Genomic DNA, 19,831 nt, shown 5'->3' with positions numbered 1-19,831 from the left:
ATGTAACTTCAGTCCTTCAGCACGACGACGCGGCGCGACGGCTCCACGCCCTCGCTCTCGCTGTGCACACCGTCGACCGCCGCGACGGCGTCGTGGACGATCTTGCGCTCGAAGGGCGTCATCGGTGCGAGCTCTTCGCGGCCACCATTCTCGGCCACCCGCCGGGCCACCTTGTCACCCAGCGCGCTCAGCTCCTCGCGGCGACGGCGACGCCAGTTGGCGATGTCCAGCATCAGCCGGCTGCGCTCCCCCGTCTTCTGGTGAACGGCCAGCCGGGTCAGCTCCTGCAGCGCGTCGAGCACCTCGCCCTTACGCCCGACAAGCTTCGACAGATCGTCTCCGCCGTCGATGCTCACGACCGCGCGGTTACCTTCGACGTCCAGATCGATATCACCGTCGAAGTCCAACAGGTCGAGCAGCTCTTCGAGATAGTCGCCCGCGATCTCGCCTTCGGCGACCAAGCGCTCTTCGAGATCTTCGGCCTTCGTCACCCGGGTCTCTTCCTCGGGGGCTTCGGTCAACTCGGTGGTGTCTGCTTCCGTCATGTGTCTCTCCCTCTTTCGCCGGAACCGAATCCGGTCAACGTCTCTTCTTCTTGGGCGGCCGCGCGCCTGGCCGCGGCGTAGCCGCCGGCTTGGTCGCGGTGTCGGCGGTCCCGTCGCTCGCCTCGGAGGCAAGGGTGTCGGCGGCGCCGGAATCTTCGGACTCCGCCGGTTCACCGCCCGTCCCGTTGGTGGCTTGAGCGCCACCCTTCTTGGGCTTGGTCGGCTTGGCGCCGGGGGCCGGTGCGTTGGCCGACCGGCGCGCCAGTGCCTCTTCCTTCTTGGCCTCTTCTTCTTTTTCGATCTTGCCGAAGACGTAGTGCTGCTGGCCGAAGGTCCAGATGTTGTTGGACACCCAGTAGATGATGATCGCGATCGGCAGGAACGGGCCGCCGACCACCACGCCCAACGGGAACACGTAGAGCGCGAGCTTGTTCATCATCGCGGTCTGCGGGTTGGCGGCGGCTTCCGGGCTCTGGCGCGCCACCGATGCACGGCTGTTGAAGTAGGTGGCGATGCCGGCGGCGATCATCAGCGGGATGCCGACCGCAATCACCGACAGGCGATTGAATTCGGTGAAGGCTTCCAGGCCATGCTGCTGGATCATCGTCGCGCCCAGCGGAGCGCCGAACAGATTGGCGTCCAGGAAGTGGCTGACATCCGTCGCGCTGAAGACGTAGTTGGGCAGGCTGCGGTTCTCTTCCACGGACAGGCCGAGCCGGCCGATGCCGGTCTGAGTCCGGTTGAATGACATCAGCACGTGATAGAGGCCGATGAACACCGGGATCTGCGCCAACATGGGCAGACAGCCGAGGATCGGGTTGAAGCCGTGTTCGCGCTGCAGCTTCTGCATCTCCAGCGCCATCCGCTGACGGTCTTTGCCGTACTTCTTCTGCAGCGCCTTGATCTGGGGCTGCAGCTCCTGCATCTGCCGGGTGGTGCGGATCTGCCGAACGAACGGCTTGTAGAGCAACGCGCGCAGGGTGAACACCAGGAACATCACTGACAGCGCCCAGGCGAAAAAGTTGGTGGGGCCGAGGATGAAGGAGAACAGCTTGTACCAAAGCCACATGATCCCGGAGACCGGGTAGTAGACGAAGTCGAGGCTGAACCAATTAAACATGTGTGCTCCTGGCTTCGTGTTCCACGCAGATGTGGGCCGGCTGCGATTGCCGCTCGGGGATTGGATCCCATCCTCCCCGATGCCAGGGACCACACTTCCCCAGCCGGACGACGGTCAGCCAGCTTCCTTTGAGCAAGCCGTACTCGGTCAAGGCATCGACTGCGTACTGGCTGCAGGTGGGGGTGAACCGGCAGGTCGGAAGTCGCAGCGGCGAGACGGTGTGCCGGTAGAGCTCGACGAGGAAGATCAGTGCACGCACCGGCACAGCCCTCAACCGGGCCAGTCGGCTTGCGCCCTGCATGCTCACCGGTTCTTCTCCATCACTGTCTGGGTGCGCTGCAGCGCTTTGCGCAACTGCTGCTCGAGTCGTGCGGAGAGCGCGGTGTTGCTGCTGGGCAGCGCGCGGATGACCACCCGGTCGCCGGGATCCAGTTCGGGGAGCACGTTGCGCGCGACATGACGGAGTCGACGCGAGACACGGTGGCGTTGCACTGCTGAACCCACCGACTTGGAGACCACCAGACCAATCCGGGGTCCGCCGTTGTTCTCGCGCTGCGCGTGCACGACAAGGTCCGGCTGCACCGCTCGCACCCCGTGCTTGATCGTGGCGCCGAACTCCGCAGACCGTGTCATCCGGAACTGAGCCGGGAGCACGCCGCGTGATCCTGTGGATCAGGCAGTCAGTGAACGACGACCCTTGCCGCGCCGGGCCGACACGATGGCGCGTCCGGCGCGAGTGCGCATGCGCAGGCGGAAGCCATGAACGCGCGCCCGGCGCCGGTTGTTCGGCTGGAAGGTCCGCTTGCCCTTGGCCACGGCTATATCTCCTCGTTGCGTATGGCAGTCGCCGCCCGGAGAACACGCGCATGGTGTACCCGGACGAACGCGACCGCCGTTGTTAAGCTTTGGTCTTGCTCGTCACCGGCGCGGTCCCGGAAACCGGTCGCAGCCGTGTCGCCAACGTTCGGGCGACTGTTCGAGGGTACTGACGTCATTTCGTCTGGTCAAACCGCCTTGTCAGGTCGGCTCCGTGGCATACCAATTCACTGGCGTCACACCTGTCACGCCTCCGCGACGTACGTCACAATCACGGTGATCGCAATGCCGCAGAACGGTTGGCACCCGCGACGAAAACTGTTAGCTTCTGCCAAAGCCGTTTCAGATTCGAAGCGGGCGTGGGAATCACAACCAGGAGGGTGACGTCGGTCGGAGTCCAGACAACATCGTTTGACCGGATAACCCGCCGACCCGATACCTTCCGCCGATATGCTGCGAGGCGAGGACGACTGTCCTGTCCACATCTGTGGATAACTATGTGGACAGTTTGTCGTCGTCTCGTTTATTTGTTGCCCGAGATCGGACCAGGGGGATCTGTCGTTGACCGATGATCCCGGTTCTGCATTCGCCACCGTGTGGAGTTCCGTCGTCGCCGAACTCAACGGTGACGGCGATCGCGACAGCCACGGCGGGAACGGTTCGGGACCCGACTCCCCCCTGACACCACAACAAAGGGCCTGGTTGAAGCTCGTTCAACCACTGACCATCGTTGAAGGCTTCGCCTTGTTGTCGGTGCCGAGCAGCTTCGTGCAGAACGAGATCGAGCGGCATCTGCGGACCCAGATCGTCGAGGCCTTGAGTCGTCGGCTCGGCCACCGCGTGGAGCTCGGGGTGCGGATCGCTCCGCCGACCGAAAACGAGGACGACGACGTCATCCCGGTGGATCCGATGGCCGCGGAGTCCGATCTCGACGAGGTCGACGAGGATCGCGAGGCGCTGGCCAGCGCGCACGAGACCTGGCCGACGTACTTCACCGAACGTCCCCGCAGCAACACTTCCGCGGACACCCCGGGGACGAGCCTCAACCGGCGATACACCTTCGAGACGTTCGTTATCGGGGCATCGAATCGGTTTGCTCACGCGGCCGCCCTGGCGATTGCCGAAGCGCCGGCCCGCGCTTACAACCCCTTGTTCATCTGGGGTGAATCCGGTCTGGGTAAGACCCACCTGTTGCACGCCGCCGGCAATTACGCCCAGCGGCTGTTCCCCGGCATGCGGGTCAAGTACGTCTCGACCGAAGAGTTCACCAACGACTTCATCAACTCCCTGCGCGACGACCGCAAGGTCGCCTTCAAGCGCAGCTACCGCGACATCGACGTGCTGCTCGTGGACGACATCCAGTTCATCGAGGGCAAGGAAGGTATTCAGGAAGAGTTCTTCCATACCTTCAACACCCTGCACAACGCCAACAAGCAGATCGTCATCTCCTCGGACCGGCCGCCGAAACAGCTAGCCACCCTCGAGGACCGGCTGCGTACCCGGTTCGAGTGGGGGTTGATCACCGATGTGCAGCCGCCCGAGTTGGAAACCCGGATTGCCATCCTGCGCAAGAAGGCGCAGATGGAACGTCTCGACGTGCCCGACGACGTGCTGGAGCTCATAGCCAGCAGCATCGAACGCAACATCCGAGAGCTCGAAGGTGCATTGATCCGGGTGACGGCCTTCGCATCGCTGAACCGCACGCCGATCAGCAAGGCGCTGGCCGAGATCGTGCTGCGGGATCTGATCGCCGACGCCAGTAGCATGCAGATCAGCGCGGCGACCATCATGGCGGCAACGGCCGAGTACTTCGACACCACTGTCGAAGAGCTCCGCGGCCCCGGCAAGACCAGGGCGCTGGCTCAGTCCCGCCAGATCGCCATGTATCTGTGCCGCGAACTCACCGACTTGTCCCTGCCGAAGATCGGGCAGGCGTTCGGCCGTGATCACACCACGGTGATGTACGCACAGAAGAAGATCCTCAACGAAATGGCGTACCGCCGCGAGGTCTTCGACACCGTCAAAGAACTCACCACCCGGATCCGGCAGCGCTCCAAGCGCTGAAAATCCCTGTCATTCGCCCGCTGCCGCCAAAAAACTTTGGCCGCAGCGGTCACAGCCGTCACATCCGTCGTTGTGCACAGCGGTGTGGACAACATCGGGTATCACCGAGGGCCGAGCGGGGATGGTGATGAACAACCCGCCGAATTCCACATCGGCCCCGCCAACCATCACCAACGATCCACAATCCATCCACATCGCCGAATCACATCCGAGCAGCCACTGGACGGCTCGATGCACAGGATCCACAGGCCCTATTACTGTTGCCGATATCTCTATTGAGATTTCTCCTTGAAAGAAGGGCCTGGGGAAGATCGCGTACACAGCCAGGCACAGGCTGCCTCCCGGCGCTTCTGTCACCGTGATCGATTAGCTTTCAAGTTGGCGCCCGACGCTCTACGGTTGTTCTTCTGACTGCCGTTCCGCGGCTGTCGCTCACAGGTCACGCTCGCCCTCCGCCGTCGGCGCCGGGTGCGCGCCGGCCGAGCATGTTGGGTGATGAAGGGACACTATGGACGTGGCGACGACAACCGTTGGCTCCGACTTGAAGGTTCGCCTGGTGCGGGAGGACTTCGCCGAGGCGGTGGCCTGGGTTGCGCGCAACCTGCCGTCGCGGCCGACGGTTCCGGTGCTGGCCGGCGTCCTGCTGACCGGCACCGAAGACGGGCTGACCATCTCCGGGTTCGATTACGAAGTCTCCGCAGAGGTGCGCGTTCCTGCTGAAATCGCTTCTCCTGGAAGCGTTTTGGTGTCAGGCCGGCTGCTTTCGGACATCACCAAATCGCTGCCCGCCAAGCCGGTCGACGTCACCGTCGAAGGCACCCGGGTGTCGCTCACCTGCGGCAGTGCTCGGTTCTCGCTACCGACCATGGCCGTCGAGGATTACCCCGCGCTACCGGCCCTGCCCGAGGAAACCGGTGTCATCTCCGCCGATGTCTTCGCCGAAGCGATCGGTCAGGTGGCCGTTGCCGCGGGCAAGGACGACACCTTGCCGATGCTGACCGGCATTCGGGTCGAGATTTCCGGCGAGACAGTCGTTTTGGCCGCCACCGACCGATTCCGGCTGGCGGTGCGGGAACTCACCTGGTCGACCTCCTCCCCCAGCCTGGAGGCGGCGGTCCTGGTCCCGGCCAAGACGCTGGCCGAAGCTGCCAAGGCGGGCACTTCCGGTTCCGAAGTCCACTTGGCGCTCGGTGCCGGAGCCTCGGTCGGCAAGGAAGGTCTGCTCGGTATCCGCAGCGCCGGCAAGCGCAGCACCACGCGACTGCTCGATGCGGAGTTCCCCAAGTTCCGCCAGCTGCTGCCCAGCGAGCACACCGCCATCGCCTCGATCGGTGTGGCCGAACTCACCGATGCCATCAAGCGCGTGGCGCTGGTGGCCGACCGTGGTGCGCAGGTACGGATGGAGTTCAGTGACGGCGTACTGCACCTGTCGGCAGGTGCTGACGATGTCGGCCGCGCCGAAGAGGACCTGCCGGTCCAGTTCGCCGGCGAGCCGTTGACCATCGCCTTCAACCCGACCTACCTCACCGATGGTCTGGGGTCGCTGCATTCCGATCGTGTGACATTCGGTTTCACCACTCCCAGCCGACCTGCCGTGCTGCGGCCGGCGGGCGATGATGAGCACCTGGATGGCAACGGACCGTTCCCTGCCATTCAGACGGACTACGTATACCTGTTGATGCCGGTGCGCCTGCCCGGCTGACCGCGGCAAGGAAAGAGGCACACATGCAGTTGGGTTTGGTCGGGCTCGGCAAGATGGGTTTCAACATGCGCCAGCGTCTGCGCGACGGCGGCCATGAAGTCATTGGATACGACCCGCGTCCCGAGGTCAGTGATGTTGCGAGCCTGGCTGCTCTCGCCGAGGCGTTGACCGCACCGCGCGTCGTGTGGGTGATGGTGCCGTCCGGTCCGATCACCGACGAGACCGTCACCTCTCTTGCCGAGGTCCTCAGCCCCGGTGACCTGGTGATCGACGGTGGAAACTCGCGGTATACCGAAGACGGGCCGCACGCCGAACTCCTTGCCAAGAAGGGCATTTCGTTCGTCGACGCCGGTGTGTCCGGGGGCGTTTGGGGATTGACCGAGGGTTACGGCTTGATGGTCGGCGGCAGTGACGAGGATGTGGCGCGGGTCATGCCGATCTTCGACACCCTGCGTCCGGAAGGTCCGCTGGCGGACGGTTTCGTGCATGCCGGGCCGGTTGGGGCGGGCCACTACGCCAAGATGGTGCACAACGGTATCGAGTACGGCCTGATGATGGCCTACGCCGAAGGCTATGAACTGCTCGCGGCCGAGCCGCTGATCACCGACACCCAGGCTGTCATCCAGGCCTGGACCAACGGCACGGTGGTGCGTTCGTGGCTGCAGCAACTGCTGGCCAAGGCTTTGAAGGAAGACCCGAATTTCACCGACATCTCCGGCTACACCGAGGATTCCGGCGAAGGACGATGGACGGTCGAGGAGGCTATTCATCACCGGGTTCCGATGCCGGTGATCGCGGCGTCGCTGTTCGCCCGGTTCGCCTCTCGCCAGGACGACTCCCCCACCATGAAGGCAGTGTCGGCGCTGCGCAACCAGTTCGGCGGCCACGCTGTCAAACGGGTTCCGCTGTCGGGCTAACACCAGCATGTACGTTCGGCACCTGACGCTGCGCGACTTCCGGTCGTGGGCACATGTCGACCTGGAGCTGACTCCGGGACGCACCGTGTTCGTCGGGTCCAACGGTTTCGGCAAGACGAATCTTGTTGAGGCACTGTGGTATTGCGCAACGCTCGGTTCGCATCGGGTGGCCACCGACGCGCCACTGATCCGGGCCGGTGCACAGCGGGCGGTGATCTCGACGATCGTCGTCAACGAGGGCCGGGAACTGGCCGTCGACATGGAGATCGCCGCGGGCCGGGCCAATAAGGCCCGGCTCAACCGGTCGCCGGTGCGCAGTACCCGGGAGGTGCTCGGGGCCGTGCGTGCGGTGCTCTTCGCACCGGAGGACCTGGCCCTGGTTCGGGGAGATCCAGGTGAGCGCCGCCGGTACCTCGACGAGCTGGCAGCGGTACGTCGCCCGCGCATCGCGGGTATCAAGGCCGATTACGACAAGGTTCTCAAACAACGCACGGCACTGCTGAAATCTGCTGCGGGAGCACGCTTTCGAGGCGACCGCAGTGTCCTCGACACCCTTGATGTGTGGGATGGTCACCTGGCCGCACACGGCGCCGAGTTGATGGCGGCCCGGATCGAATTGGTGAATCTGCTGGCCCCCGAGATGGAGAAGGCCTACCAGTTGCTGGCGCCCGCCTCGCGGCCGGCCGCCATCAGCTACCGCAGTAGTGTGGAGCTCTCCGGGGAGGACGGTGCGGACCGCGAGTTCCTGGAAGCGGCGCTGCTGGCCGGGCTGGCCAGACGCCGCGATGCCGAACTGGAACGAGGCATGTGTCTGGTCGGCCCGCACCGCGACGACCTGGATCTGCGGTTGGGTGATCAGCCGGCGAAAGGCTTTGCCAGCCATGGTGAATCGTGGTCGATGGCGCTGGCCTTACGGCTGGCGGCTTACGAACTGCTGCGCACCGAGGGCAGCGAACCGGTATTGATCCTCGATGACGTGTTCGCCGAATTGGACAACGCACGGCGTCGCGCGCTGGCCGGTGTGGCCGCTGACGCCGAGCAGGTCTTGGTCACCGCGGCCGTCGGTGAGGACATCCCCGAGGACTGGGACGCCCGCCGCATTGGAATCTCACTGGTCGACGACGACAGTGGGCGGATGTCGGAGGTGGTGTCGTGACTGACGGTGACGGCGACCGCGATGAGGTCGGCGAGGACGTAGACCAGGCGGCGGCCCCGCCGGAGCATCTGCGCGGGCTGGCCGGCATGGATCTGGTGCGCCGGGCTTTGGAGGAAGCCCGCGGCGCAGCCCGCAGTCAGGGTAAGGAAGTGGGCCGCGGTGGGCGGTCACCGTCGCGTCGGCGCAGCACGCCGCGTACCGGCGGTCGCCGGTGGTCGGGTCCCGGACCCGACCAACGCGATCCCCAACTTCTGGGTTCGGCCACCCGCGACCTGGCCAAGAGCCGGGGTTGGTCGCCGCGGGTGGCCGAAGGAACGGTCTTCGCCCAATGGGCCGAGGTCGTCGGTGAGCAGATCGCCGAGCACGCGCAACCGACCGCGCTTCGTGAGGGAGTGCTCAGCGTTTCCGCAGAATCAACCGCCTGGGCCACCCAGCTGCGGATGGTCCAGGCGCAACTGCTGGCCAAGATCGCCGCGGCCGTCGGCGACGGGGTGGTGACCTCGTTGAAGATCACCGGTCCCACCGCCCCGTCCTGGCGTAAGGGCCCGTTGCACATCTCCGGGCGGGGTCCGCGCGACACCTACGGCTGAGTCCTCTACCACAGTCGGCTGACGGCCGCGTGGAGATCGCCGACTGGTGTGTTAGGCGTCAAGACGTATGCCGATCCGAGAAATTCCGCGCACGGCTCAACTAGGTGTGTAGAAACGCGCACACAGAATCGGTCCGGTCGGTGGTTGACGGTAGACTGACGCAAGACCTGCGCGCGGTGTACCAATCGCGCGCGTGCGAACCCCAAGGAGAGCGTTCCGCTAGTGGCTGCCAACGATCAGTACGGTGCCGAATCCATCAAAGTCCTCGAAGGGCTCGAGGCGGTCCGCAAACGACCGGGTATGTATATCGGCTCGACCGGTGAGCGAGGCCTGCACCATCTGGTCTGGGAGGTCGTCGACAACTCGGTGGACGAGGCGATGGCCGGTTTCGCGACCAAGGTCGATGTCCGCCTCCTGGAAGACGGTGGTGTGCAGGTCAGCGATGACGGGCGCGGTATCCCGGTGGCCATGCACTCCACCGGTGCTCCCACCATCGACGTGGTCATGACGGTGCTGCACGCCGGCGGAAAGTTCGAAGAGGGCGCCTACCAGGTGTCCGGCGGTCTGCACGGTGTGGGTGTCTCGGTGGTCAACGCCTTGTCGACCCGCCTGGAGGCGGATGTCTGCACCGACGGCTACGAGTGGTTCCAGACCTACGACCGGTCGGTGCCGGGCACGTTGCGTCAGGGCGAGAAGACCAAGAAGCGCGGCACCACCATCCGGTTCTGGGCGGACCCGGACATCTTCGAGACCACCACCTATGACTTCGAGACCATCGCGCGCCGGCTTCAGGAAATGGCATTCCTGAACAAGGGTCTGACCATCGAGCTCACCGATGAGCGGGTCAGCGCCGATGAGGTGGTCGATGAGGTGGTCAGCGACACCGCCGAGGCCCCGAAGTCCGCGGAGGAGAAGGCTGCCGAGCAGGCCGCCGCCCCGCAGAAGGTCAAGCACCGGATCTTCCATTACCCGGGCGGCCTGGTCGACTTCGTCAAGCACATCAACCGCACCAAGCAGGCCATCCAGCCCAGCGTCATCGACTTCGACGGCAAGGGCGAGGGCCACGAGGTCGAGATCGCGATGCAGTGGAACGCCGGCTACTCCGAGTCGGTGCACACCTTCGCCAACACCATCAACACCCATGAGGGCGGCACCCACGAAGAGGGCTTCCGCGCGGCACTGACCACGGTGGTCAACAAGTACGCCAAGGACAAGAAGCTGCTCAAGGAGAAGGACGCCAACCTCACCGGTGACGACATCCGCGAGGGGTTGGCCGCGGTGATCTCGGTGAAGGTCTCCCAGCCGCAGTTCGAAGGCCAGACCAAGACCAAACTCGGCAACACCGAGGTGAAGTCGTTCGTCCAGCGCATCTGCAACGAGCAGCTGACCCACTGGTTCGAGGCCAATCCGACCGAGGCCAAGACCGTCGTCAACAAGGCGGTCTCCTCGGCGCAGGCACGGATCGCTGCCCGTAAGGCGCGAGAGCTGGTGCGCCGCAAGAGCGCAACCGATATCGGCGGGTTGCCGGGCAAGCTGGCCGACTGCCGTTCGACCGACCCGAGCAAGTCCGAACTGTATGTGGTGGAGGGTGACTCGGCCGGCGGCTCGGCCAAGAGCGGCCGCGACTCGATGTTCCAGGCGATCCTGCCGTTGCGCGGCAAGATCATCAACGTCGAGAAGGCCCGCATCGACCGCGTGTTGAAAAACACCGAAGTCCAGGCCATCATCACCGCGCTGGGCACCGGCATTCACGACGAGTTCGACATCGCCAAGCTGCGCTATCACAAGATCGTGCTGATGGCCGACGCCGACGTTGACGGACAACACATTTCGACGCTGCTGCTGACCCTGCTGTTTCGCTTCATGAAGCCGCTGATCGAGGCCGGACATGTGTTCCTGGCCCAGCCGCCGCTGTACAAGCTCAAGTGGCAGCGCTCCGAGCACGAGTTCGCCTACTCCGACCGCGAGCGCGACGGCCTGCTCGAGGCGGGACGCAATGCGGGCAAGAAGATCAACACCGACGACGGTATCCAGCGGTACAAGGGTCTGGGCGAGATGAACGCCAAGGAACTGTGGGAGACCACCATGGACCCGTCGGTGCGGGTGCTGCGTCAGGTCACCCTCGACGATGCCGCGGCCGCTGACGAGTTGTTCTCCATCCTGATGGGCGAGGACGTCGAGGCGCGCCGCAGCTTCATCACCCGCAACGCCAAAGACGTTCGCTTCCTTGATGTTTAGTGAAGTACACCCCTTCCTAGGGACAGAAGGATCAGATGACTGACACCACGTTGCCGCCCGGCGACGCCACCGGAGACCGCATCGAGCCGGTCGACATCCAGCAGGAGATGCAGCGCAGCTACATCGACTACGCGATGAGCGTGATCGTCGGCCGTGCGCTGCCGGAGGTGCGCGACGGTCTCAAGCCGGTGCACCGCCGCGTGCTCTACGCCATGTACGACTCCGGGTTCCGGCCGGACCGCAGCCACGCGAAATCCGCACGCTCCGTTGCCGAAACGATGGGTAACTACCACCCGCACGGTGACGCCTCGATCTACGACACCCTGGTCCGGATGGCCCAGCCGTGGTCGTTGCGCTACCCGCTGGTCGACGGGCAGGGCAACTTCGGTTCGCCGGGTAACGACCCGCCAGCCGCCATGCGGTACACCGAGGCCCGGCTCACCCCGCTGGCCATGGAGATGCTGCGTGAAATCGACGAGGAGACAGTCGATTTCATTCCAAACTACGACGGTCGGGTGCAGGAGCCGACGGTTCTGCCGAGCCGGTTCCCCAACCTGCTGGCCAACGGTTCGGGCGGTATCGCCGTCGGTATGGCCACCAACATCCCGCCGCACAACCTGCGCGAGCTGGCCGAGGCCGTCTACTGGTGCCTGGAGAATCACGACGCCGACGAAGAGGCCACCCTCGAGGCGGTGATCGAACGGGTCAAGGGCCCCGACTTCCCCACCTCCGGTCTGATCGTCGGTAACCAGGGCATCCTCGATGCCTACCGGACCGGCCGCGGTTCGATCCGGATGCGCGGTGTGGTCGAGATCGAAGAGGACGCCCGCGGCCGCACCGGCATCGTCATCACCGAGTTGCCGTACCAGGTCAACCACGACAACTTCATCACCTCGATCGCCGAACAGGTCCGCGACGGCAAGCTGGCCGGCATCTCCAACATCGAGGACCAGTCCAGCGACCGGGTTGGTCTGCGCATCGTCGTGGAGATCAAGCGCGACGCCGTGGCCAAGGTGGTGCTGAACAACCTCTACAAGCACACCCAGCTGCAGACCAGCTTCGGCGCCAACATGCTCTCGATCGTCGACGGGGTGCCGCGCACGCTGCGCCTCGACCAGATGATCCGCTACTACGTCGCCCACCAGTTGGATGTCATCGTCCGGCGCACCACCTACCGGTTGCGCAAGGCCAACGAGCGGGCCCACATCCTGCGCGGTCTGGTCAAGGCGCTCGACGCCCTCGACGAGGTCATTGCGTTGATCCGGGCCTCGCAGACCGTCGACATCGCCCGGGCCGGCCTGATCGAGCTGCTGGATATCGACGAGATCCAGGCCCAGGCGATCCTGGACATGCAGCTGCGGCGCCTGGCCGCCCTGGAACGTCAGAAGATCGTCGACGACCTGGCCAAGATCGAGGCCGAGATCGCCGACCTCGAGGACATCCTGGCCAAGCCGGAGCGGCAGCGCGCGATCGTGCGCGATGAGCTCAAGGAGCTCGCCGACAAGTACGGCGACGACCGGCGCACCCGGATCGTGGCCGCCGACGGCGAGGTATCCGACGAGGATCTGATCGCCCGTGAGGACGTGGTCGTCACGATCACCGAGACCGGGTACGCCAAGCGCACCAAGACCGATCTCTACCGCAGCCAGAAACGCGGCGGCAAGGGTGTGCAGGGCGCGGCCCTCAAGCAGGACGACATCGTGCGGCACTTCTTCGTGTGCTCCACGCACGACTGGATCCTGTTCTTCACCACCCAGGGCCGGGTGTACCGCGCCAAGGCCTACGACCTGCCCGAGGCGCAGCGCAATGCCCGCGGTCAGCACGTGGCCAACCTGCTGGCGTTCCAGCCCGAGGAGCGCATCGCCCAGGTCATCCAGATCAAGAGCTACGCGGACGCGCCGTACCTGGTGCTGGCCACCCGCAACGGCCTGGTGAAGAAGTCCAAGCTGGAGGACTTCGACTCCAACCGCTCGGGCGGCATCGTCGCGATCAACCTGCGCGACGGCGACGAGCTGGTCGGTGCGGTGCTGTGCTCGGCTGAGGACGATCTGCTGCTGGTCAGTGCCAACGGCCAGTCGATCCGGTTCTCGGCCACCGATGAGGCGTTGCGGCCGATGGGCCGGGCGACCTCGGGTGTGCAGGGCATGCGGTTCAACGAGGACGACAAGCTGTTGTCGCTGAATGTGGTGCGCGAGGGCACGTATCTGTTGGTCGCGACGGCCGGCGGCTACGCCAAGCGCACCGCGATCGAGGAGTACACGGCGCAGGGCCGTGGCGGCAAGGGGATCTTGACGGTCCAGTACGACCGTCGCCGCGGCAGCCTGGTGGGTGCTCTGGTGGTCGACGAGGACAGTGAGATCTTCGCCATCACCTCCGGCGGCGGTGTCATCCGTACCGCGGCCAAGCAGGTTCGCAAGGCCGGGCGCCAGACCAAGGGCGTGCGCTTGATGAACCTGGGCGAGGGCGACACACTATTAGCCATTGCCCGCAATGCCGAGGAGCAGGAGGACCAGGAAGACACGGTCGATACGGCCGTGGTTCCTGAAGCCGAAGGCGAGCCCGAGACCGACGCGACGTAGCGTGGCGGGGGGCAATACGTGAGGAGCTGGTGGTGAGCGCACCCAACGAGCCGGGTCAGCCCGGGCCGGGCGACAACCCGGGCAACGGGAACGGCTCGGCGGACTGGGGTACGCCCCGGCCCGCCTCGGACCCCTACGGTGCGACGGCCGAGGTGCCGCCGTGGCAACGCGGAGCGACCCGGGCCCGCCAGGGCGCGGCCCCGCAACGTCCGGCGACCGAGGGTGGTGCCCGGCCGGAGCCGCGTCCCGCTGCGCCGGCCGGCGCGCCGAGCATCGACGACCGGGTGAGCCGCTTCATCACCGGGACGGCTGCCCCGGACCTCTCGTCGCTGGGTGGTCCGCCCCCGCCGCGGCCCGAGCCGCGCCCGGAGGCCGAGCAGCCGCCGGTGCGGCCCGAGCCCCGTCCCGAGTCGCGGGCTGAGCGCACTGAGGTGGCCCGCCCGGAGGCCTACCCGAGCGAGTTGCCCGACCTGTCGGGGCCGCCGCCCAAGCCCGTTGCGGCGCGTAAGCCCGAGCGTCCCGCCGCCGAGGCGGCGCCGGCCAAGGCCCCGACGCCGATGCAGCGAATCCAGGTGGCGGCCAACCGTTCTCGCGGTCCGGTGCGCGCCAGTATGCAGATCCGCCACATCGACCCGTGGAGCGCGCTGAAGGTGTCGCTGCTGTTGTCGGTGGCGCTGTTCTTCGTGTGGATGATCGCGGTGGCGTTCCTCTATCTCGTGCTCGGCGGCATGGGCGTGTGGAGCAAGCTGAACAGCAACGTCGGCGACCTGCTCACCGCCACCAGTGGCGGGGGCGGGGAGCTGGTGTCCAGCGGCACGATCTTCGGCGGTGCCGCGCTGATCGGGTTGGTGAATATCGTGCTGCTGACGGCGATGGCGACCGTGGGTGCGTTCATCTACAACCTGAGCACCGACATCGTCGGCGGCATCGAAGTCACCCTGGCCGACCGGGACTAGGTCGACGCGGTTTGGGTGCAGTGCGGGTGGTGGGGTAATCTCGTCGCTCGGTCGTATGTGAATACGGGCCTATAGCTCAGGCGGTTAGAGCGCTTCGCTGATAACGAAGAGGTCGGAGGTTCGAGTCCTCCTAGGCCCACGATGTCCTGGTCAACGGGAAGGGCGTCCGTGCGGATTGCAGTACTGCTGGCGGTGCTGGTGGCGGGCGCGGTGCTGGTGTGGAAGCGCCGCCGCGGCGAGATCTGGCACACCCTCCACGACCGCGACTGACTCGGGGCCTTAGCTCAGTTGGTAGAGCGCTGCCTTTGCAAGGCAGATGTCAGGAGTTCGAATCTCCTAGGCTCCACAGATCAAGCACCGCCCACGCCTGTCACGGTGTGGATGAATTCGTCCACCGCGTTCGTGTAGGCGCCGCTGGTGCCGAGGCTCTTGTTGATCTGCCCGTGCGAGAGATTCTCCGGCAGCAGCGCGACGCTGGTCCCCAGTGCCCGGGCCGCGTCGGCGAATGTCGCGGCGTCATCGCACGAGTTGCGCCGTTGGGTCGAGCACACCAGCAGGATTGGTTCGGTCGCCTGGTTCAGCGCCACCAGCGGCGACATCTCTGCCCAGTAGGTCGGATCGTCGCCGAAAGCGCGGGTGTAGAGCCGCAGCGGGTTGTTCTGCATGAGGGTCACCAGGTCCAGCGCCGCGGAGTCCAGGGATACGGTGCCCTGCCACGGCTGCAGCTCGGGGTAGCGGTCGCGCTGGGCGGATACCAGCATCGCCAGGTGGGCACCGGCCGAATGGCCCATGACGACGACATTAGTGGGATCCCCACCCCATTCGGTGGCATGGGCCTGGACGTAGGTGATGGCCGCTGCGACCGAATCCGCCTGCGCGTCAGGCTTGTTCGCCGGCAGCATCGGATAGTTCACGGAGACGAAGACATAGCCCTGCGGCAGGTAGTGGTTGACCTTGTTCAGTACCACCCCCAGGTGCGACTTGTCGCCCATCGCCCATCCCCCGCCATGCACCATCACGATGACGGGGGCGTCTGCGGCCTGCGGGGGTGCGTAGACGTCCAGCTCCTGCGCAGGATCCGAGCCGTAGGCCACGTCGGTGTACTTGGTGGCGTGCACGCGCGCGCCTACTGGGATCTGCCGTGACACCCAGGTCACCAGATCGTTGATTAGTGAGCGCACCGTCACCGGCGCCGTCGATGCACTCGCTGTGGCAGACCGCGTCGAGCTCGCGGCCGAGCCCTGGGGTGTCACCAGCGCCCGGGCCGGCCGGGCGGTGCTCCGTGCCGCCGATGCTGCGCGGGAGCCGGTAGCGCTACGGGCCGAATGCGCGGTGGTCTTCGTGCCCGCGCCGTCGCCGGTGTCGGCAGAGGCGACAGCGGAACCCGTCAGGGCGGCGAGTCCGAGGGCCGCTGACGCGGCTGCGGTACCGAGCCAGAAGCGCACATCCATGCGATCACTCCCCCGTGTGGTCGGACGTGGCCACCAGCATGCACCGAAGCGCGATCATCTGCAGCGCTTTGCCAGCGCTCAGCACTCCACCACATTCAGCGCCAGCCCGCCCTGGGCGGTCTCCTTGTACTTGTCGGCCATGTCGGCGCCGGTGTCGCGCATCGTCTTGATGGCGGTGCATGGCCATCCGCGCCGCGGTGTCACCCGTCGACGGTTCGGCGTCGTCCTCGTCGAGTATCGTGCCGCCACCGATCGAGAAATAGGTCCGCCGCTCCAGCACTGTCTGGTCGGCGCCGAACGCCCCGAAACCCATTCCGTTCGAGTGAAAGTGCAAGCGGTCCAAGCGAAGTGCGGATTAACTCACACACCCGAGGACAGCGGCTCGGTCCTTGCCGTGTAGACCGGCTTTCCCCCGTCGGGCCGAGTCGGATCCGGATCTGGGGTCTCGAAGGTCACGCCGTTGAGTCGGTAGGTGGTGTTCCCGATCGTCGCGACGAAGTCACCGGTCACCCGTTTCACCGGATCCTGTACCTCCAGAATGCCGCGGGAGTTCGGGTCGATGGGCTGCTGTACCGAGTACTGGTACTGCGTGCTCTCAGTCCAACTCTGGGTGCTCTCCCGGGTGATGCCGAGTTCGACCACCTGCAGGATCGTGGCCTTCGCGCTGAGCGACAGAGCCAGGCTCGTCGTCGTCTCGACCGTCTCCGACCGAGTCAACGTCGATGTGATCGTCGTCGAACCCTTGTTCACTGTGGTCGCGACAACACGGGGGCTTGACTGAGTCTGCTCGAAGGTCTTCGGCGAGAAGCTGCACTTGGCAGATCCGTTGGCGCACAGCGAGTTGAGGATTTGGGCCTGCTTCTGGCCCTGCCCGCTATCGATGGTGTAGGTGCTGCCGGCTGGGTCGACAAGGTAGGTGTTCCCGTTGAAACTCCAGCCGTCGGGCTTGGTGAAGGTGCAATCCCCCGTGGTGCAGGAAGCCACCGATTGGTCCGGACTTGCGACGGAGATGGAGTCGGTATACATCTTCACTTTCCACTCGCGGGGCGTTCCGTCCGGCGCGGTGCTGGTGAAGGTTGCGATGGTTTGATAGGAGCTGGCGGGGTTGAGGTACTGCGCACTTTCGAAGCGAGCAGTGTCGCCGGGTTTCAGCACAGTGCCGACCGGCGGTGATCCCACCGAGCCCTCGAAATTGGCGCGGTCGTAAAAGAAATTGCTGAGGGTCACCGAACTTCCGGTGAGATTGGTGACGGTGAATCCCCTGGAGTAGCCGCCGAGCGACCAATAGGGAACCTCCACGAACGCCTGCGTCGACCGGCTCGAGAAGGGATCCAGGATGTTGAATCCACGATCACTGACGGTCGCGGTGAAGGAGTCGTAGCCGTTGAAGTCGGGTCCGGGAATGTAGGTGTACACCCCATCCGGTCCGATCTGCACCGTCCCATAGGTGGGCTTTTGTGCCAGGGAATAGGTCAGCGCATCCCCTTCGGGATCGACGGCTGTGAGGCTTCCGACGGTCTCACCGTTGGTTTCGATCATGAAGTTGACCGGGTTCGTGGTCGGGGTCTGGTTGAAGAGGCTTCGCCGGACCAGCAGTAGGGCGCCCTGGAGAAACTCGCGGATAGGTGAGGCAGGCAGATTGCCGAGCAGGGAGGCCGTGCCGTCGAACCAGCCGGTGACTGCGGTGTTGAGTCCGCCGAGCGGATTGGCCTGCGCCAGTTGCGTTGGGGCGCTGAAGACTTGCCCTATTCGCGCCGTGGTTCCGGTGCTTGCCGCACCGCTGGAAGCGGTCGCAGTCGCCGAGCGCGCCGGGTCTTGGAGCGTGCCGATCGGTGGCCCGAGTGGACCCGCAGGCGAGTTCCCTTCGCTGTCAACCGAGGTGACCGCCTTCGAGATTCGGGCAGCTGCCGATGCCGTGACGTGAGCAGGTGAACTCGGCCGCACGGCAGCGACCGGCGAAACGGTGTCCGGCACGGCGGCCGCAGGACGCACCCGCGCGGTGGCGGTACGGCCGCTGGTGGCGGAGGCTGCACCCGTTCGGCGCGACGGTGCGGTCCCGGCCGGGCGCTGGTGATTACCCGTGGCCGAACTCGTCGCAGCAGCCGAATCCTCGTTGCCACTGTCGGCTGCTGCGATAGCTTGCGGGCCCACGATCGACAGGCCCAGCACGAATGCCGCAGACCCTAGCCCGGCCGAAATCCTTGACATCGTCATGGTGAACCCCCGTTGACCAGCGTCGTTATGGAAACGTGACGGGAAACTAGCACAGCTGGGTCATGTGGTCCAACCAGTTAACGAAAAAATTTACGCTTGAGTCATTACTTGTTGGGCGCTCAGCACTCCACCACATTCAGCGCCAGCCCGCCCTGAGCGGTCTCCTTGTACTTGTCGGCCATATCGGCGCCGGTGTCGCGCATCGTCTTGATCGCGGTGTCCAGGCTGACGAAGTGGGTTCCATCGCCGTGCATGGCCATCCGCGCGGCGGTGATCGCCTTGACCGCCGCCACGGCGTTGCGTTCGATGCACGGGATCTGCACCAGCCCGCCGACCGGATCACATGTCAGACCGAGGTTGTGCTCGATACCGATCTCGGCGGCGTTCTCCACTTGTTGGGGCGTGCCGCCGAGCACGGCGGTCAGTCCGGCGGCCGCCATCGAGCACGCCGAGCCGACCTCGCCCTGGCAGCCCACCTCGGCTCCGGAGATCGAGGCGTTGGCCTTGAACAGCACGCCGATCGCGGCGGCGGTCAGCAGGAACTCCACCACCCCGTCGTCGGAAGCGCCCGGGACGAATCGTGAATAGTAGTGCAGCACAGCGGGAATCACGCCTGCGGCGCCGTTGGTCGGTGCCGTCACCACCCGGCCGCCTGCCGCGTTCTCCTCGTTGACCGCCAGCGCGTACACGGTCGTCCAGTCCAGCGCGTACAGCGGGTCGTCGGGTGTGGCCTCGAGTTGAGCCGCCAGCTGGTGGGCCCGGCGCTTCACCTTCAGTCCGCCGGGCAGCACACCCTCGTGGGTCAGCCCGGCGCTCACGCAGTCCCGCATAGCGTGCCAGATCCGCAGCACCCCGGCGCGCAGGTCGTCGTGGCGGCCCAGCGCATGTTCGTTGTCGGCCATCAGCTCGGCGATCGTGCACCCGCGGCCGACGGCCAGCGCCACCAATTCCTTGGCCGTGGCGAACGGATACGGCAGCTCGGTGTCACCCACCGCCGGTGCGGCGGCCTCGTCCTCGTCGAGGATCGCGCCACCACCGATCGAGAAATAGATCCGCCGGTCCAGCACCGACCCGCCCGAACCCACCGCTTCGAACGCCATCCCGTTGGAATGAAAGTCCAAGCGGTCCAACCGAAGTGCGATATCAGAACCAAGGTCGAAGTCGATGGTCCGGCCGCCACCGAGGGCCAGCCGGCCGGTGGTGCGCACCGCCAGCACCCGGTCTGCCACGTCCGCGGGATCCACCGTCTCCGGGTCGGCACCGCCGAGCCCGAGCACCACCGCGCCGATGGTCCCGTGCCCAGTGCCGGTGGCCCCGAGAGATCCGTACAACTCGACCCGGACCCGTTCGACGGCACCCAGGACGCCCCGCTCGGCGAGGCGACGGGTGAAGCGGGCGGCCGCCCGCATCGGTCCCACGGTGTGTGAACTCGATGGGCCGATCCCGATGGAGAACAGATCGAAAACGCTGACGGCCACGCGTG

The 19,831-nt window shown here is 65.6% G+C and carries 17 protein-coding genes, 2 tRNA genes and 1 pseudogene; 10 read left to right on the top strand and 10 right to left on the bottom strand.

Annotation, left to right across the window (positions count from 1 at the left end; translation table 11 throughout):
• Positions 1–8: 8 nt before the first annotated feature.
• Genes G6N35_RS19120 through rpmH form a run of 5 tightly spaced genes read right to left on the bottom strand, consistent with a single transcriptional unit; the run spans position 9 to position 2,481 of the window.
• Positions 9–545, bottom strand: coding sequence for a Jag family protein (locus G6N35_RS19120; protein ID WP_163805660.1), 537 nt, complete (start codon positions 543–545; stop codon positions 9–11).
• Positions 546–579: 34 nt separating this feature from the next.
• On the bottom strand, positions 580–1,665 hold the full coding sequence (gene yidC, locus G6N35_RS19115) for a membrane protein insertase YidC (protein WP_163805659.1): 1,086 nt from the start codon (positions 1,663–1,665) through the stop codon (positions 580–582).
• Complete coding sequence (gene yidD / locus G6N35_RS19110; protein WP_163807787.1) at positions 1,658–1,966, bottom strand: membrane protein insertion efficiency factor YidD; 309 nt, start codon at positions 1,964–1,966, stop codon at positions 1,658–1,660. Before yidD ends, yidC begins: the two co-directional genes overlap by 8 nt.
• A gap of 2 nt (positions 1,967–1,968) precedes the next feature.
• A complete protein-coding gene (rnpA, locus tag G6N35_RS19105; RefSeq protein WP_163805658.1) occupies positions 1,969–2,319 on the bottom strand; it encodes a ribonuclease P protein component in 351 nt (116 codons plus the stop codon).
• Between the two features lie 18 nt (positions 2,320–2,337).
• On the bottom strand, positions 2,338–2,481 hold the full coding sequence (gene rpmH / locus G6N35_RS19100) for a 50S ribosomal protein L34 (protein ID WP_073695092.1): 144 nt from the start codon (positions 2,479–2,481) through the stop codon (positions 2,338–2,340).
• Between the two features lie 561 nt (positions 2,482–3,042).
• On the opposite strand from rpmH, the gene dnaA reads away from it, so the two are divergent.
• The 10 genes from dnaA to G6N35_RS19050 all read left to right on the top strand — a co-directional run bounded on the left by dnaA (position 3,043) and on the right by G6N35_RS19050 (position 15,029).
• Positions 3,043–4,545 carry a chromosomal replication initiator protein DnaA gene (dnaA, locus tag G6N35_RS19095; RefSeq protein ID WP_163805657.1) on the top strand — a complete coding sequence of 501 codons (1,503 nt, stop codon included), beginning with the start codon at positions 3,043–3,045 and terminating at the stop codon, positions 4,543–4,545.
• Between the two features lie 514 nt (positions 4,546–5,059).
• Positions 5,060–6,247, top strand: coding sequence for a DNA polymerase III subunit beta (dnaN, locus tag G6N35_RS19090; RefSeq protein ID WP_179967387.1), 1,188 nt, complete (start codon positions 5,060–5,062; stop codon positions 6,245–6,247).
• Positions 6,248–6,270: 23 nt separating this feature from the next.
• Entirely contained in the window at positions 6,271–7,164 is an 894-nt protein-coding gene (gene gnd, locus G6N35_RS19085) for a phosphogluconate dehydrogenase (NAD(+)-dependent, decarboxylating) (RefSeq protein WP_163805655.1), read from the top strand.
• A 7-nt stretch (positions 7,165–7,171) separates the two neighbouring features.
• The gene (recF, locus tag G6N35_RS19080) at positions 7,172–8,320 is read left to right on the top strand and encodes a DNA replication/repair protein RecF (RefSeq protein WP_163805654.1); all 1,149 of its coding nucleotides are present in this window, start codon (positions 7,172–7,174) and stop codon (positions 8,318–8,320) included.
• Positions 8,317–8,910: a DUF721 family protein gene (locus G6N35_RS19075; RefSeq protein WP_281357025.1), complete on the top strand. Its 594-nt coding sequence runs from the start codon at positions 8,317–8,319 to the stop codon at positions 8,908–8,910. The genes recF and G6N35_RS19075 overlap by 4 nt, the downstream gene beginning before the upstream one ends.
• A gap of 222 nt (positions 8,911–9,132) precedes the next feature.
• Positions 9,133–11,148, top strand: a complete 2,016-nt coding sequence (gyrB, locus tag G6N35_RS19070) for a DNA topoisomerase (ATP-hydrolyzing) subunit B (RefSeq protein WP_163805653.1) — start codon at positions 9,133–9,135, stop codon at positions 11,146–11,148.
• 35 nt (positions 11,149–11,183) lie between these two features.
• Positions 11,184–13,727 (top strand): DNA gyrase subunit A, encoded by a 2,544-nt coding sequence (gyrA, locus tag G6N35_RS19065; protein ID WP_163805652.1) that lies wholly within the window; start codon positions 11,184–11,186, stop codon positions 13,725–13,727.
• Positions 13,728–13,759: 32 nt separating this feature from the next.
• Positions 13,760–14,683 (top strand): DUF3566 domain-containing protein, encoded by a 924-nt coding sequence (locus tag G6N35_RS19060; protein ID WP_163805651.1) that lies wholly within the window; start codon positions 13,760–13,762, stop codon positions 14,681–14,683.
• A gap of 65 nt (positions 14,684–14,748) precedes the next feature.
• Positions 14,749–14,822: transfer RNA gene (locus tag G6N35_RS19055), tRNA-Ile, on the top strand.
• 134 nt (positions 14,823–14,956) lie between these two features.
• A tRNA-Ala gene (locus G6N35_RS19050) sits at positions 14,957–15,029 on the top strand.
• A 4-nt stretch (positions 15,030–15,033) separates the two neighbouring features.
• Here the strand turns inward: G6N35_RS19050 and G6N35_RS19045 are convergent.
• From G6N35_RS19045 to G6N35_RS19030, 5 genes and pseudogenes are all read right to left on the bottom strand, one after another.
• On the bottom strand, positions 15,034–16,134 hold the full coding sequence (locus G6N35_RS19045; protein WP_163805650.1) for an alpha/beta hydrolase: 1,101 nt from the start codon (positions 16,132–16,134) through the stop codon (positions 15,034–15,036).
• Between the two features lie 78 nt (positions 16,135–16,212).
• Positions 16,213–16,338 carry a hypothetical protein gene (locus tag G6N35_RS27090; RefSeq protein WP_281357083.1) on the bottom strand — a complete coding sequence of 42 codons (126 nt, stop codon included), beginning with the start codon at positions 16,336–16,338 and terminating at the stop codon, positions 16,213–16,215.
• Positions 16,339–16,369: 31 nt separating this feature from the next.
• Positions 16,370–16,468, bottom strand: a pseudogene (locus G6N35_RS27775) (serine dehydratase beta chain); the annotation flags it as partial.
• Positions 16,469–16,494: 26 nt separating this feature from the next.
• Positions 16,495–18,342 (bottom strand): cadherin-like domain-containing protein, encoded by a 1,848-nt coding sequence (locus G6N35_RS19035; protein WP_163805649.1) that lies wholly within the window; start codon positions 18,340–18,342, stop codon positions 16,495–16,497.
• Between the two features lie 125 nt (positions 18,343–18,467).
• Positions 18,468–19,826, bottom strand: a complete 1,359-nt coding sequence (locus tag G6N35_RS19030) for an L-serine ammonia-lyase (protein ID WP_163805648.1) — start codon at positions 19,824–19,826, stop codon at positions 18,468–18,470.
• Positions 19,827–19,831: the final 5 nt, after the last annotated feature.

It is taken from the genome of Mycolicibacterium anyangense (assembly GCF_010731855.1).
GTDB classification, from domain to species: Bacteria; Actinomycetota; Actinomycetes; order Mycobacteriales; family Mycobacteriaceae; genus Mycobacterium; species Mycobacterium anyangense.
Note: the sequence above shows the minus strand (reverse complement) of the source record. Positions and strands in the feature narration are given on the sequence as shown.

What these genes read in the sequence shown, in the direction of transcription:
- G6N35_RS19120 (WP_163805660.1), bottom strand. Translation starts at nt 545, where the DNA reads ATGACGGAAGCAGACACCACCGAGTTGACCGAAGCCCCCGAGGAAGAG.
- yidC (WP_163805659.1), bottom strand. Translation starts at nt 1,665, where the DNA reads ATGTTTAATTGGTTCAGCCTCGACTTCGTCTACTACCCGGTCTCCGGG.
- yidD (WP_163807787.1), bottom strand. Translation starts at nt 1,966, where the DNA reads ATGCAGGGCGCAAGCCGACTGGCCCGGTTGAGGGCTGTGCCGGTGCGT.
- gnd (WP_163805655.1), top strand. Translation starts at nt 6,271, where the DNA reads ATGCAGTTGGGTTTGGTCGGGCTCGGCAAGATGGGTTTCAACATGCGC.
- recF (WP_163805654.1), top strand. Translation starts at nt 7,172, where the DNA reads ATGTACGTTCGGCACCTGACGCTGCGCGACTTCCGGTCGTGGGCACAT.
- gyrA (WP_163805652.1), top strand. Translation starts at nt 11,184, where the DNA reads ATGACTGACACCACGTTGCCGCCCGGCGACGCCACCGGAGACCGCATC.
- G6N35_RS19045 (WP_163805650.1), bottom strand. Translation starts at nt 16,134, where the DNA reads ATGGATGTGCGCTTCTGGCTCGGTACCGCAGCCGCGTCAGCGGCCCTC.
- G6N35_RS19035 (WP_163805649.1), bottom strand. Translation starts at nt 18,342, where the DNA reads ATGTCAAGGATTTCGGCCGGGCTAGGGTCTGCGGCATTCGTGCTGGGC.